The following is a 13,740-nucleotide window of genomic DNA, read 5'->3' as shown; positions in this document are numbered from 1 at the left end:
GGTCACCGGCGCGCCGGCTCCGTCGGTCAAAACCCCCTGGTAGCTGATGGTCAATGGCACCGCCGCGAAGGCACTGGTTCCCAGCAAAGTGATCATCAACAGAAAACCCAACGTCATCTGGTTCTGCTTTTTCATCATGTCCCCCTTCTGCGGAATGCCTGCTATTTTGTTAATAAACTCCATAGCTGAACTGCAGTGTATAGCTGTCAGCCGATGCCTGGCCGTCCGGACGGAAGACCCTGATGATATAGGTTTTCCCCAGGGTGCTACGCTGCAGGCTCGTTACCCCGGCGGCAATTTGGGTCGCGCAGTCGGTGCTATAGACATCGATCTGGTAACCGGTGAGGGGATTGGACAAAAAGCGGATATCAAAGACCCGCTGCGTGGTGCTGGTCCCTTCGGAAACCGTGTACCAGTCGCTCTCCCCTGCCGGCAGCATGTTGCCCTGCACCTGAAGACTGCTGCCGATCTGCAACAGGCCGAGCCCGATGCGGTCACTGCAGGAATCGCCCCGTCCCGACAGGTCCCCGGAGTCTTCCTGGACTTCACAACCGTCACTGTAGACACCGTTCAGGTCGTACCAGCCGGAATCGCAGGACACAATCTGACACCCGGAAAGACCGGCGCACTGGCTGGCAGCGTTGGCGACCGCCGGGCAGAGGGTGGAGAGGGGAACCTCATTGGTGTCAGTCGAGCCATTGCAGTTATCATCAAAGCCGTTGCAGATCTCCTTGGCCCCCGGGTAGATGAAGTCTCGACTGTCGTCACAATCACCGGAGGCTGGCGCGCTGTAGGGAGCCGACGGCAGGCACTTGCATTTCCAGTTGTTGCTGTCACCAAACCCATCCCCGTCAGCGTCATAAAAATATTTGACACAATCCGCAGCGCCATCTTCGTTCACAAACGCGTTGCAGTTATCGTCGAAGGCGGTAGCGCAGACCTCCACGGCGCCGGGGTTGACGGCGGCGTTGGCGTCATCGCAGTCCCCCCCTGGGTCGCGGTATACTGATCAGCGATCGCCCCCTGGTGGGCAATCCCCGGGGCGCAATAGCATTTTTGCTGCCAAGAACCATAGCCGTCGCCGTCGGCGTCGAGATAGTAGTTGATACAGTTCAGGGCATCCTGTTCGTCGACCAGGCCGTCGCAGTCCTCATCTCCGCCGCCACAGATTTCCGTGGTTGGCGTCACTTCACCGATGCAGCCGTTGAAACTCCCCCCGGAACAGGCCTGGGTGCCATCGGTACAGTCCCCGACATTTCGGGTCGCCGCCGGACCGGTGTAGCAGGCCTCGGTATAGCCCGGATTGTCGGCATGCTCACAAAGACCGGTGGCGGGATTACAGCTGTCGGTCGTACAGGCGTTGGCATCATCGCATGATTTCAGCTGACTGACACAGACACCGGAAGAGACGATACCGTCGATGGTGCAAGGGTCACCATCATCGCAGAAAGTCCCGTCAGGCACCGGAGTATGACTGCATTGTCCGTCGACAGGATTGCAGCTGTCATCGGTCAGAGGGTTGCCGTCATCGCAGGCCGGCAGATGGGAACAGCCACCCCCGGAACAGCTGTCGGTCGTACAAGGATCGCCATCGTCGCACTGTTGACCGGCCGCGCCATCATCGACAAGACCGTTGCAGTCGTTGTCCAGTCCGTCACAGACCTCGATATCCGGCAGCACCATGCCCTCGCAGAGGGAGTCAAAACCATTGCCGGCGGGATTGCATTGACGCAACCCGGGCTTGCAAGGCCCGACGTTGAGGGTTGCCGGATCACCTTCGTAACAGGTGACGTAGTCACCACTGACGCAGACTCCCGCGGCGCGCAGGGCGAAGGGAGTGCCACTCAACGGCTGACGCGGAAGCAGGACTTCCCCGTTGACGCTGATCTGCAGCCAGCGTTCAGACTGGGCAAACAGGTTCGTGTCCAGAGGCGGCGATCCCGACAGCGGAACTCCGCTGCCAAGCTGGATGTGATAGCTGCCGTTGGTTACGGTAACCGCAGTGTGGGTCTCCCCCCAGAGTCTGTTGCCGCCGCTGGCGGCATCGAAAATGGCGGCTTCCAGGGTCACGACCCCGTTGACGGATGCTCCACCGCTGTCGGTCAGCACCCCCTGGTAGCTGATCATGTTGGATGCGGCGAAGGCCGTCCCGCAAACCGGCAACAGGCAGGCCAGCAGCAGTACGATAACAAAACCTCGACACATGGTGATTTCCTCCGGCAGACACAATGTGCCCCATCATGTCATTGTCCTGAATCAGTAGGCCCCAAGACCAGGCACTTGCATCCTCGATCCAACAGGAACTCAGATTCAGGGTTAAACCTGGCAAAGCCAAGGCGGGTTCAATCATCAGGCGGGAAGCGAGGATTGATTGAGATTCAGCTCTCAGCGTCATAAGTGGTTGAGGCGTTTTGCGGGGCCTCAACTTGTGGCAGTTGTCCATGGAGAATCTCCCGACCGGAAAGCCTTCCCCGCTTTCCGGATTCTGTTGTTTTCCCAGCGTCGTTACCGGGAGACGCTATTCCACGGTTGTTAAATGTAAATAATAGCTCATAAACATCTGTAAAACAATATTTTATCTTTTCAGCAGCAGGCTTTTTGCGGGCTGATTCAGGCCCGAAGTCCTGTTCGGCCTCCTTGGCGATGCCACCAATCTGTGCCGCGTTCTGGGAACTCGCCACTGCGCCAGTCGAAATGCAACGATGAGGCGTTGTCCAGTACGTGCTGTAGCGGTCGGATATTTTTCTCGAAGCGCCATAGAATTACGGTGTGCAACTCCCTGTATACGCAACAGCGACACATGCTGCGGCCGCCAAGCACGAATTGTTATAAGTCCTGCCATCGACCCCGCAAACCGGGGCCAGGGTGCCGGGACATGATGTCGGACCGTTGCACACCGGGTCACAGGCGTCACCGATACCGTCATTGTCGCTATCCGCCTGATCCGGGTTGGGCGTGTCCGGACAATTGTCCGTAGCGTCCGGAACCCCATCCCCATCACTGTCAGCGGGCACGCAGTTATTGTCGACAGCACCATCACAGTCGTTGTCCAAGCCGTCGCAGACCTCCATGTCCGGAAGAATTTCATTTATACAGGCCGCCAGCAGTTCAGCACTACTCGCGGAGTAGTAACGTTGTCCGCTTCGACATGTTCCGATGCCGAGGGTATTCGGCGGTCCCGTGTAACAGTTAATGAAATCACCGTCCCTGAATAATGGCTTGCAGACCCAACCACCGGCAGTTTTGATCAGCATCTCGTTCGGATTGCAAAGCGCGGAGTCCAGTATTGATGCCGAACCGGCACTGATAGCAAACGGCGCACTTGCCAGCCGCTGGCGCGGTCCCAGGACCTCGCCAGCGACGACGATCTCCAGCCACAGGCCGTCGTTCTGGAACAGCCCCGCCGGGAACGGCGTTATCGAACCAAGCAGCAGGCTGTAGGTACCGTTCTGAACATTGACCGTGCGCGCCTCCTCCCACAGCTTGATGCCGGCGGTGGCGGCGTCATACAGCCGGAAGGTCATCGACTGGCCGGCGTTGGTCACTGGCGCGCCGGCTCCGTCGGTCAAAACCCCCTGGTAGCTGATGGTCAATGGCACCGCTGCTGAGGCACTGGTTCCGAGAAGAGAGACACCCAATAGAAAGATCAGTGTCATCCGGACCGGCTTTATCATTGTTTCCCCCTTCCTCTCCCATTTTGGAAAACACCAAGAAACGTCCTCTTTATTGACAAATCCGTGCTGTCGGGTGGTCCTGGCAGACCAGTAACCGCAACGCTTCGTTTTCGGCCTTCAGGTCCTTGACCGCTTCAATCAGCAGCGCGGACATCTTGTCGTAAGCGACCGACTTGTACCCTTGGGCGTCGGTATGGACCAGTTCGGGGACAATCGGCTCCACCTCCTGGGCAATGACTCCGATCTGCGGTTCGTCGATGAAGCCGCGCTCGGGAAATTCATCGATCCGCCAATCGTAGCTGACGCCGCGCAGTTGCGAGACTTTCTTCAGCGCATTCTGCAGTGGTCGGATGTTGGTCTTAAAGCGCCGGTCAGAGGCCTGGGTCCAGCCGTTGACGCTGACGCCGGAGGTGACAAATATGTCGCCGTTGACGAAAAGTTTGTAAGTCGCATCCGCGATACTGCCGATGCCGACATTGCCGCCGCCATTGGCGATATCGACATCCTGGGTGCTGGTATAGTTGAGGTGCAGGGCAACGTTCGAGTCGATTTCGTTGCCGTCTATCAGCATGTTCTGCCCGGAACTGACAATTTTCACCGCTGCGATTGAGATGCCGTCGCTCTCATCGCCATTAAAAAAACCGGCATAATTGGCGACCCCCCCATGGGCCCAACCATAAACGGCGTAGTTATTCTGAGTTCCACTGGCGACTCCCTGGACCCCATAGTTTATGAATGCACCTGATGACTCAGTGTAGGTGCCCCAATGATAATTGGTCCCGATGGGGGTGCCATTAACCAATGAGTAGACGCCGTAGGCCTTGTTTGGAGAGTTGCTGGTTCTGCTGTTTGAAAAATAACCGGCAAACTCTTTGGTTGTTTGAACATGGAGCTGCGAATTGGCATCTTTTACCCCGGAGCCGACGGTCAGGCCGCCGACCACCGAGGCATCGCCGTCCAGGTAACCGGCGAAGTCGTTGCTGCCGGTTCCAATGGTGGTCGCATAGAGGCCATAGTTGCCGTTGGCGCCGGACTTGGCATCGCCATAGAGCCCATAGTTGGTTCCGCTGGTGCCATTGGACAGGCCCCTGACACCGCTGTTTTTTCCCGAGCCCTGGTAGGCATAGCCGAAAACTCCGTTGCTCTGGATGGTTCCGCCACCGCCAGATCCGTAGACGCCGTAGCTGCTTTTGCCCCAATATCCGTAGCCGAAAACCCCCGTATGCTCAGAATCGGTGCTGTTGTTTTCGGAGGCCTTGCCTTCGATGCCGCGCGCCTGGTTGGCGCCCGAGGTTGTGAAAGAACCGGCAGGGGATACACCCGTTGCGGTGACCGTCGTCTGGCCGGTAATCAGTCCCCCGGTCATGCCGTTCACCGAGGTCGCTATATTGTCGGTATTGTCGGCAAAACCGGCCGGGACGTTTGCCAGGTTCGCCCAGTCGAGATTGGTCAGGCCGGAACCGTCGCCGCTGGCGGTGCCGGTGACGGTGGTCGCCGTGTCAGCTCGCAGCGCGTAGGGCACGCTGGCGAGTCGTTGCCGTCCACCCAGAACTTCACCGGCAACCCCAATCTCCAGCCAGAGATTGTCGTTCTGGAACAGGTTGGTCGTGAAGGGTGTCACCGAGCCGAGCAACAGGTTGTAGCTGCCGTTCTGCACGTCAACCGTACGCACCTCTTCCCACAGTTGAGTACCGCCGGTGGCGGCATCGAAAAGCCGAAAGGTCATCGCCTGGCCGCTGTTGGTGATCGGTGCGCCGGAACTGTCGGTCAATACTCCCTGGTAGTTGATCAGGTTGGGCGCGGCGAAGGCGCTGGTTCCCAGCAGAGTGATTACCAACAGAAAACTCAACGTTATCCGGACCGGCTTTTTCATCATTTTTCCCTTCCATTGCCTACGTTTGGCAAATCGTCCCCTGCTCTGTTTATTGACAAATCCGTGCTGTCGGGTGGTCCCGGCAGACCAGTAACCGCAACGCTTCGTTTCCGGCCTTCAGGTCCTTGACCGCAAGGCCTGAGCCTGAATTGCAAAGCTACGTGTCGCAACTTGCCGCCGGTGGCGGTTTCGACGAGCCCGAAGGTTATCGCCTGTGTTGGATTGGTGCCCAGCGTACTGGTTCTGTCTCTCACGGTTCCCATCATTGCCGACACCGCTGCCGGCAAGTCATTCAGAAGCATCGCCCCTAAAACAAACCCAGATTGGTTATGTTTGCTTCCTTTGCCGTACGGCCCACTCTTATTCCTGAATCAGTGAGCGCCTTGTCGGCGGACAGCACAAGTCATTGACCTGCCTGAGTTTCCCAAAAATCACCAGCGAACCTGTGGGTGCGCTTCAGATTTTTGGAAATCTCATTCAGGCCAAGTACTTGCACTCTCCATCCAACAGGAACTCACTGATTCAGGTTATTGGCACGGGCCCAACCGTTTACCTTTCATTTTCATCTTCATCGTGTGACCATCGGCGATCATCTCCACGTCGCTGGTCATGCTGTCTCCCTGGTAGGTCGACACCCCTTTCATGCTGGAGGCGCCGTCTTCCCCCTTACAACGGATCTCCCAGCTGACTTTGTTGCCCGAGCGTTGCTGGTGGACGATCTTGCAGTCCTGTCCGGGCTCCTCCTGGTAGGGGACCCCCGAATCATCGAAACAATGATCAAACTTCCCGCCCGGCATCGGCGCCATCCCCGGCACCATGATGGTGGTTTCAATCGACCACCGGCTGCCGGCCAGGTTGGGGTCGGCGGCTGAAGCTGTTGTTGCCAACAAGAAGAGTGCTGCGAAAATTAAAGTTCGTTTCATTTCATACCCCTCCTTTTGAGTCTGAATCCAGCCTTCCGCTGGGGGTTATAAACACCCATTCACAGCCCCCGGGCTGGCTGCCGAGAGGAGAAAGTCGACGGAGTTGTCATCGGTATCCATACCATCCGGACAGCGGCTCAGGGATTCGCTGGCTGCCACACCATCATCACCCATGACGGGTGGTGCGCCTTCTCCGTAACCGGCAATAATGCCGCCATAGACCAGCGAATCCTTGCCGGCGAGGGTATTGCCGGGAGTCGAAAGATGGATGCCGTCCGGACCGCCGTTTTGGATGAAGTTGTCGGGAACGGTGATTGAAACGACCCCGGGCGGCAGGGCGGCGACAACACTGGCGGACCCGATAACCAGGTAGGAAGAGGCTGGAAGGGTCGCCGCCGCATCGGTCAGCGTGAAACTGGCGTAGGTTGAACCGTCCAGGCCATTGATCAGGTCCACGACATAGCCGGTCAGATCGATGGGCGAGATCCCGGTATTGAGGATCTCAATAAACTCCGCGGTATCGGGGGCTCCCGGCTGGTCGTAATCAACTTCGTTGATGACCAGGCCGAAGTGGCAATCCTGGCCGCAGGTTGCCCAGGTCTCCCCATTTTGGCAGACGCCATTGCCGCAGACCTCGCAGGTGGGATCACTGGCACAGCTGCTGTCGGCACAGTCGGTCAGGGTGTTGCAATTATTGTCGATGCCGTCCGTGCAGAGTTCGGTGGCGTTCGGATTGATGGCCGGTGCCGCGTCATTGCAGTCTCCCGGGAAACTGGCGTAGCCGGGAATGGGGGAACAACTGCTCTGGGTGACGGCGGTGACCCCGTAAGAATCATTGTCATTGTCCAGATAGTAGGTTGTGGCATCGATGGCGCTTTCGTCAACCACGCCGTTGCAGTCGTTGTCGAGGCCGTCACAGATTTCAACTGAACTCTGGTCATTGCTGCCGCCCGGACCGGTTGAGCAGACCAGGGCTGAGACACCACATTCCATAACTCCCCCGCTGCAGACGCCGACGCCGCAAATCGTGCCGATCCCGCTGACGTTGTCAATGAGACCGTCGCAATCGTCATCGCGTCCGTTGCAGGTTTCAGTTGCTGGGGAACCGGCGACCGCATTGCATTCCGTACCGCTGCCGTCAGGGATACAAACCATGCTGCCTCCTGCCGAGCAACTGCCGACTCCAGAGGTGCAGGATGTGCCGAGTTCGGGGAAATCTTCATCGATCTGCCCGTCACAGTTGTTATCCTGCCCGTCACATAGCTCGACGGCGCCGGGAAAAGTATCCGGATTGGCATCATCGCAGTCGCCTGGTACCGACACATAGCCGGCCGGTGGTTGGCACACGGCAAGGTTGACGCTGTCGTTTCCGAACCCGTCGCCGTCACTGTCCGCGTACCAGGTCTGGGCATCATCGACGACGCCGTTGCAGTCGTTATCAATAGCGTCGCCGCAGATTTCCGTCGTCGGGGCGACAGAGCCTTCACAGATTCCACTCCACAGACCGTCGACGCAGGATTCCAGTCCTGCCTGACAGGCGCCTACGTCAGAACCGCAGGCCCTGGTGTCACCGAAAGCGCATTCGGGGGTGCTGCCGGTAAAGACCTCATCGTATTCAATCTGGCAATTGGTCTGGATACATGTACTGGTTACGCCGGTCGAGCAGTTGGTCTGTTCACAGGACAGCAGGAGCGTGTAGGCATTGAGGCAGGAGGGGGAAAGAGTGCTCTGCAGACAGTTAATATCGCCGCAGACACCGGAATTGATACTGGTCTGTTCACTTGCGGTGCAGGCTGGCGGCACCAGGCAACCGACATCAATACTTCCGTCGCAGTTATTGTCTTTGCCGTCGCAGAGCTCAAAAGCACCGGGATAGCTGGTTGCCTCGGCATCGTCGCAGTCGCCGTTGTCGGCAACGAACCCGGCCGGCTGGCTGCAGCCCAGGCGGTCGGCGCCGGGGTCGCCGAAACCGTCGCCGTCGCTGTCGGCATACCAGGTCGGCGAGCCGGGGGCGTCGTCGACCAGCCCGTTGCAGTCGTCGTCCTGGCCGTCACAGGTCTCCGTGACCGGCAGCACCGCTCCCTGGCAGGCGGCGAAAAGCCCGTCCGAACCACATCTGCGGACCCCGGGCCTGCACAGCCCGACTCCTTGTGTTCCGTCCGGACCGGAGTAACAGTTGACGAACACATCCGGCAGGCAGGGCATGGTGCCGGGGGACAAGGTCTGCGCCTGCAGCGCGTAGGGGACACTTGTCAATTGCTGACGGGCTCCGAGCACCTCGCCGCCAACCACGATCTCCAACCACAGGTTGTCGTTCTGGAACAGCCCCGCCGGAAACGGCGTCACCGAGCCGAGCAGCAGGCTGTAGCTGCCGTTCTGCACGGCAACCGTGCGCGCCTCCTCCCACAGCTTGGTGCCGCCGGTGGCGGCGTCATACAGCCGGAAGGTCATCGCCTGGCCGGCGTTGGTAATGGGCGCGCCGGTGCTGTCGGTCAGTACGCCCTGGTAGTTGATCAGGTTGGGGGCGGCCTGAACCGGCCCTGAAATGAGTAACCAACTGACCAGCAACAACCCTGCAACGACACCCCCCCGCATAACAGATTCCTTCCTCGAGAGCAAATGCCCATCCGGCCCATCTGCTGATGGCCGATAAGGACCGACACGAAACGATATGTGCGTTTCTAATACTATGTAGACTGCGCGGACACCGGGTCCGGTCTTCTCTTCAAAGGGGGGGGGCGCTGCTGAAAGTTGGGGAGGCAATCTCTCTGGCAGGAAAGGAGGAAGGATTGATGCCCTTGCGCTCAACAACGTGGACAGCTCAAGAGAAAAAGGGCAAACCTTATGTTTTCATGAGCTGTAAGCTCAAGAATACATGCTGATCACGGCTTTGTAAAATGCTATTATAAAATATCCGAGCAGGAGGGTTCTCTCCATTTCACCTGAAACGAACAGCACACCCGATCGCAATTAACCGGGTGTGCCGACGGTCAGTTACTTCAATTCGAGTAGACGTAGCGGAAATTCCGATGTCCCGATCCACGGTCAAGGGAGAAGGTGCTTGAGGAGATCGGAGCCCAGCTGCCAGCACCGACTCCCGACCAGCGGACGAGGGCATTTCCAAATCCACCATTGTACCAGTACTTGCCATCGGAGCCCCAAAGCCAGGCGTTGCTCGGGTTCTCCAGCCCAGCCTGAATCAATTCCTGCCAATCCCGGGTGGTCGGGATAGACGCATCATAGAAGCGGCCTTCGTTGGCGGCTGCGGCATAACTTGCCGCGGGCCGATCATACTGATCCACATTCCAGAAGAGATCCTTGGCATGGCACTCGTTGCCGGCGGGACCGTAACAGGCATCGCCGGAAAAGCCGCCATTGTTCACATCCGGTCAGATACAGCGATATGCTGTTGCGGCCGTCTCGGCAGCCGCACTCATTGTGCCGTCCGAGAGTCTGCCGATCATACGTGATCCGGCGGTATCGTTCGCGACCAGAGTCCAGAGGTAGCTGGTGTCGAGAATCCCCGTCACATCTCCGCTGCCGCTTGCACCGTTGTTGCGATAGATTTCTGTCATGGTCGGAAGCCGCCCGCCGAGCGCCTGGCAGGAGGCGTCGGCGTCTGTCCAGTTCGCAGCCTGGCGCGGGATCCCGTCCCAGGTCTCTCCCCAACTGTCGGTCAGTTCAAACCCGTGGGCCTGCCCTCCGCTGGGGGTCAATTGCTTCAGGTTGACGCAGACCCACTGGGCCCCATCCCCCTGCAGCACCTGGCCCTGCCCAGTACAGGCGGCGCCGGGGATCATGTTGGCGGTGGTCGCCGCGGCGACCGCTTCGGTATCAGTATAGCGGGAGTGATGGGCCGAGGGGTTACCGATGTGAGTAGTAAAGTCAGCCAGGGTGGCGGCATTGTCCGCACTGTCGGCACTGTCGGCACTGTCGGCACTGTCGGCCCGCTTGGACTGAAAGGCATAGGGGACACTGTCGAGGTGCTGGCGCGGAGCCAGCGATTATCGGCATTGAACAGCGAGGGGGCGAGCGGCGTCACCGAGTCGAGCAGCACGCTGTAGGTGCCGTTCTGCACCTGAACCGGCTGGGTCTCTTCCCACAGCTTGGTGCCGGCAGTTTCGGCGTCATACAAGCGGAAGACAAGCGATACCGACCCGCTCACCGGCGCCCCGCCGCTGTTGGTCAGCACGCCCTGGTAGTTGATCAGGTTGGGGGCGGCGAAGGACGTCCCGGCCGGCAGGATGGCCAGGCAACAGGTCAGCAGAATTGTGCGCAGTATCGTTTTCATCTCCCTCGTGCCCTCTCTTGTTCCGGTTAATGGCAGGCCTGGGTCTGAACCACGAGGCTCGTATCACAGCTCTGCGTGCCGCTGTTGGGCGTGGCACTGTCGATGTAATTCCCCGACATCCCGCAGGCGGGGATGGTTTGATCCCACCCGGGCGTCAGGAAGCAGTCGGGGTAAGGCATCACTGTTGACGTGTCCGGAAATTGCATCTCCTCGGCCCCGTTGCAGTCATAGTCAAAACTGCCGCCGAGGTTGACCGTGGTGAACCATCCGGGCTGCCCCGGGAAGGTGTTGGGGTCGGTATCGTCACAGTCACCGGCGCAGAGCGAGACCCCATCACCATCGGCATCCGGATCATCATCGGCCGGCCCGTTGCAGTTCTGGTCGATACCGTCACAGGTCACCTCTGTGGCTCCCGGATAAACAGTGGGGTCGCCGTCATTGCAATCGCCGGCGCAGAGCGAGACCCCATCGCCATCGGCATCCGGATCATCATCGGCCAGCCCGTTGCAGTTCTGGTCGATACCGTCGCAGGGCTGCTCAATGGCGCCGGGATAAATAGTCGCGTCAATATCGTTACAGTCGAGATCGGCGGGAAATCCATCGCTATCCATATCGGGATAATCGAAACCGTCGCAGTTGCTGTCGATGCCATCGCCGCCGATTTCCATGGCGCCCGGGTGAATACCATGGTTGGCATCGTTGCAGTCCCGCCAGACGTTGTATCCATCCGAATCCGCATCAAAGCCGTATTCCGCCTTGTAGATAGCTTTAGCCTCCCAAGAGATGATGGTGTTGCCGCTGAAGTCCATCGCTACCTGAGGGTCTTGGGCATCGACCCCGTCCAGACTGAGGTTGTCGGTCATCCCCCCCGGCACCAACCAGCGACCAATGCCATATTCCGCCTTGAAAACCTGGGTAACGGACCCGTCCGATTGACTCCAGACAATAATGGCGTTGCCTTTGTTGTCCATCGCCACTTGGGGATAGAATGCATGGGCCGCCCCGTCCGGGCTCAGATTGTCATCTGGGCCAGATGGCAGGCTCCAGCTGCCACCTCTGTATTCCGCCTTGTAGATCTGGTAAATACCTCCCGCATCAGCTTGCCTCCAGGTGATGATGGCGTTGCCGTTGTCGTCCATCGCCACCTGAGGGGCATCGGCCTCAGTCCCGTCTGGACTGAGGTTGTCGGCCAGGCTTGACGGCAGGCTCCAGCTACCATTGCGGTATTCCGCCTTGTAAACCTGCCTATGGGAGCCATCCGATTGTACCCAGGTAACGATGGCGTTGCCGCTGTCGTCCATCGCCACCTGAGGGGCATTGGCCTCAGTCCCGTCTGGACTGAGGTTGTCGGCCAGGCTTGACGGCAGACTCCAGGCGCCATTGCGGTATTCCGCCTTGAAAATCTGATAATTTGTTCCGTCGGATTGAAGCCAGACAATGATCGCGTTGCCGCTGTTATCCATCGCCACCTGGGGGGTCACCGCATTTTGCCCATCGGGGCTGATGTTGTCGGTCAGGGCGGATGGCAGGCTCCAGCTGCCACCTCTGTATTCCGCCTTGTAGATCTGGTAACTACCTCCCGCATCAGCTTGCCACCAGGTGATGATCGCGTTGCCGCTGTTATCCATCGCCAGCTGGGGAAATTGGGCGTCGGTCCCACCCGGACTGAGGTTGTCGGCCAGACTTGACGGCAGGCTCCAGCTGCCACCTCTGTATTCCGCCTTGTAGATCCGGGTGACTCCGCCAGTGGCAGCATCAGCTTGCTGCCAGGTGACGATGGCGTTGCCGTTGTTGTCCATCGCCAGCTGGGGGTATTTGGCGTCGGTCCCATCCGGACTGAGGTTGTCGAGCTGGCCAGATGGCAGGCTCCAGGCGCCACCTCTGTATTCCGCCTTAAAAACCTGATAACTCCCCCACGGAGGATTAGTCACGCTCCATCCAAGCCAGATGATGATGGCATTGCCGTTGTCGTCCATCGCCACCTGAGGATGGCCACTACCCAGCCCACCGACTGTCCCAGCCGGACTGATACTGTCGGTCGGCAGAACAGGGAGGCTCCAGGTACAATCCGTGGCGCCATTGCAGTCATTGTCCAGGCCATTGCAGCCAGGAGCCGTTGGCAATATCTCTCCTGCGCAGTTGCCCAGCGCGGCTCCCGTCCACTCACGCCGGCCCGGTTTGCAGATCCCAACACCCGCCGTACCGGAAGGGCCGGTGTAGCAGGGCAACAGGAAGGCCTCCCCCGGCAAAGGCGTAATCGCCGGCTTGCACTCCCAACCGGTGGCAGTGCGGAACAGTCCCTGTCCTTCCGGACAACTGGGCGCAATCTGGTCGAGGGTGACGACCGAGGGGTCGAGCTGCGCCGAGGTGATGGCACCGGCGGCGACCGACTGCGCCTGCAGCGCGAAAGGCGCGCTCGCCAGGCGCTGGCGGGGCGAGAGGGGCTCGCCGGCCACCACGACTTCGAGCCAGCGATTATCGGCATTGAACAGCGACGGGGCGAGCGGCGTCACCGAGCCGAGCAGCACGCTGTAGGTGCCGTTTTGCACCTGAACCGACTGGGTCTCCTCCCACAGCTTGCTGCCGGCGGTTTCGGCGTCATACAAGCGGAAGACGAGCGACACCGACCCGCTCACCGGCGCGCCGCTGCTGTCGGTCAGTACGCCCTGGTAGTTGACCAGGTTGGGCGCGGCGAAGACGGTATCAATAAGGAACAAGCAACTGACGAACAACAACCCGACAACGACAAACCCTCGCATGGCAGAATCCTTCCCCTAGCAGCCGGTCGGACTTTCCATAAACCGACTGCAAATTCGTCTGTTTGGCCCATATTTCAGCTCCTTTTCGACCAATAGCTACGGCTATTACTCTCAAATGAGCTAAAATCTGACCTCAAACAGCCAAATTTTCGCTTCGGCCCAGCAAGTCCGTATATGGTCTCCCCCCTTTTTGCAAGGGCTTTGTGTCGTTAATGACAGG

General features: G+C 59.1%; 10 protein-coding genes. All 10 read right to left on the bottom strand.

Going from position 1 to position 13,740, the window contains the following annotated elements:
• Positions 1-169: 169 nt before the first annotated feature.
• Positions 170-946, bottom strand: coding sequence for a putative metal-binding motif-containing protein (locus C2E25_RS15805; RefSeq protein ID WP_103116697.1), 777 nt, complete (start codon positions 944-946; stop codon positions 170-172).
• Positions 898-2,205, bottom strand: a complete 1,308-nt coding sequence (locus C2E25_RS17935; RefSeq protein WP_103116691.1) for a hypothetical protein — start codon at positions 2,203-2,205, stop codon at positions 898-900. The genes C2E25_RS15805 and C2E25_RS17935 overlap by 49 nt, the downstream gene beginning before the upstream one ends.
• A 557-nt stretch (positions 2,206-2,762) precedes the next feature.
• Positions 2,763-3,674, bottom strand: a complete 912-nt coding sequence (locus tag C2E25_RS18155) for a Kazal-type serine protease inhibitor domain-containing protein (protein WP_103116690.1) — start codon at positions 3,672-3,674, stop codon at positions 2,763-2,765.
• A gap of 49 nt (positions 3,675-3,723) precedes the next feature.
• Complete coding sequence (locus C2E25_RS15790; protein ID WP_158247293.1) at positions 3,724-5,547, bottom strand: tail fiber domain-containing protein; 1,824 nt, start codon at positions 5,545-5,547, stop codon at positions 3,724-3,726.
• 527 nt (positions 5,548-6,074) lie between these two features.
• A complete protein-coding gene (locus tag C2E25_RS15785; protein ID WP_103116688.1) occupies positions 6,075-6,470 on the bottom strand; it encodes a DUF3617 domain-containing protein in 396 nt (131 codons plus the stop codon).
• Between the two features lie 45 nt (positions 6,471-6,515).
• A complete protein-coding gene (locus C2E25_RS15780) occupies positions 6,516-9,065 on the bottom strand; it encodes a MopE-related protein (protein ID WP_103116687.1) in 2,550 nt (849 codons plus the stop codon).
• Positions 9,066-9,469: 404 nt separating this feature from the next.
• Positions 9,470-9,853 (bottom strand): hypothetical protein, encoded by a 384-nt coding sequence (locus C2E25_RS15775; protein ID WP_103116686.1) that lies wholly within the window; start codon positions 9,851-9,853, stop codon positions 9,470-9,472.
• A 6-nt stretch (positions 9,854-9,859) separates the two neighbouring features.
• A complete protein-coding gene (locus C2E25_RS15770) occupies positions 9,860-10,270 on the bottom strand; it encodes a hypothetical protein (protein WP_103116685.1) in 411 nt (136 codons plus the stop codon).
• Positions 10,267-10,761: a hypothetical protein gene (locus C2E25_RS15765; protein WP_103116684.1), complete on the bottom strand. Its 495-nt coding sequence runs from the start codon at positions 10,759-10,761 to the stop codon at positions 10,267-10,269. Before C2E25_RS15765 ends, C2E25_RS15770 begins: the two co-directional genes overlap by 4 nt.
• 26 nt (positions 10,762-10,787) lie before the next feature.
• Positions 10,788-13,520 carry a putative metal-binding motif-containing protein gene (locus C2E25_RS17375; RefSeq protein ID WP_146032997.1) on the bottom strand — a complete coding sequence of 911 codons (2,733 nt, stop codon included), beginning with the start codon at positions 13,518-13,520 and terminating at the stop codon, positions 10,788-10,790.
• Between the last annotated feature and the right edge of the window lie 220 nt (positions 13,521-13,740).

The sequence above is a fragment of the Geothermobacter hydrogeniphilus genome (assembly GCF_002898515.1).
Lineage (GTDB): Bacteria > Desulfobacterota > Desulfuromonadia > Desulfuromonadales > Geothermobacteraceae > Geothermobacter_A.
This window is presented reverse-complemented; position numbering and strand designations above follow the sequence as displayed.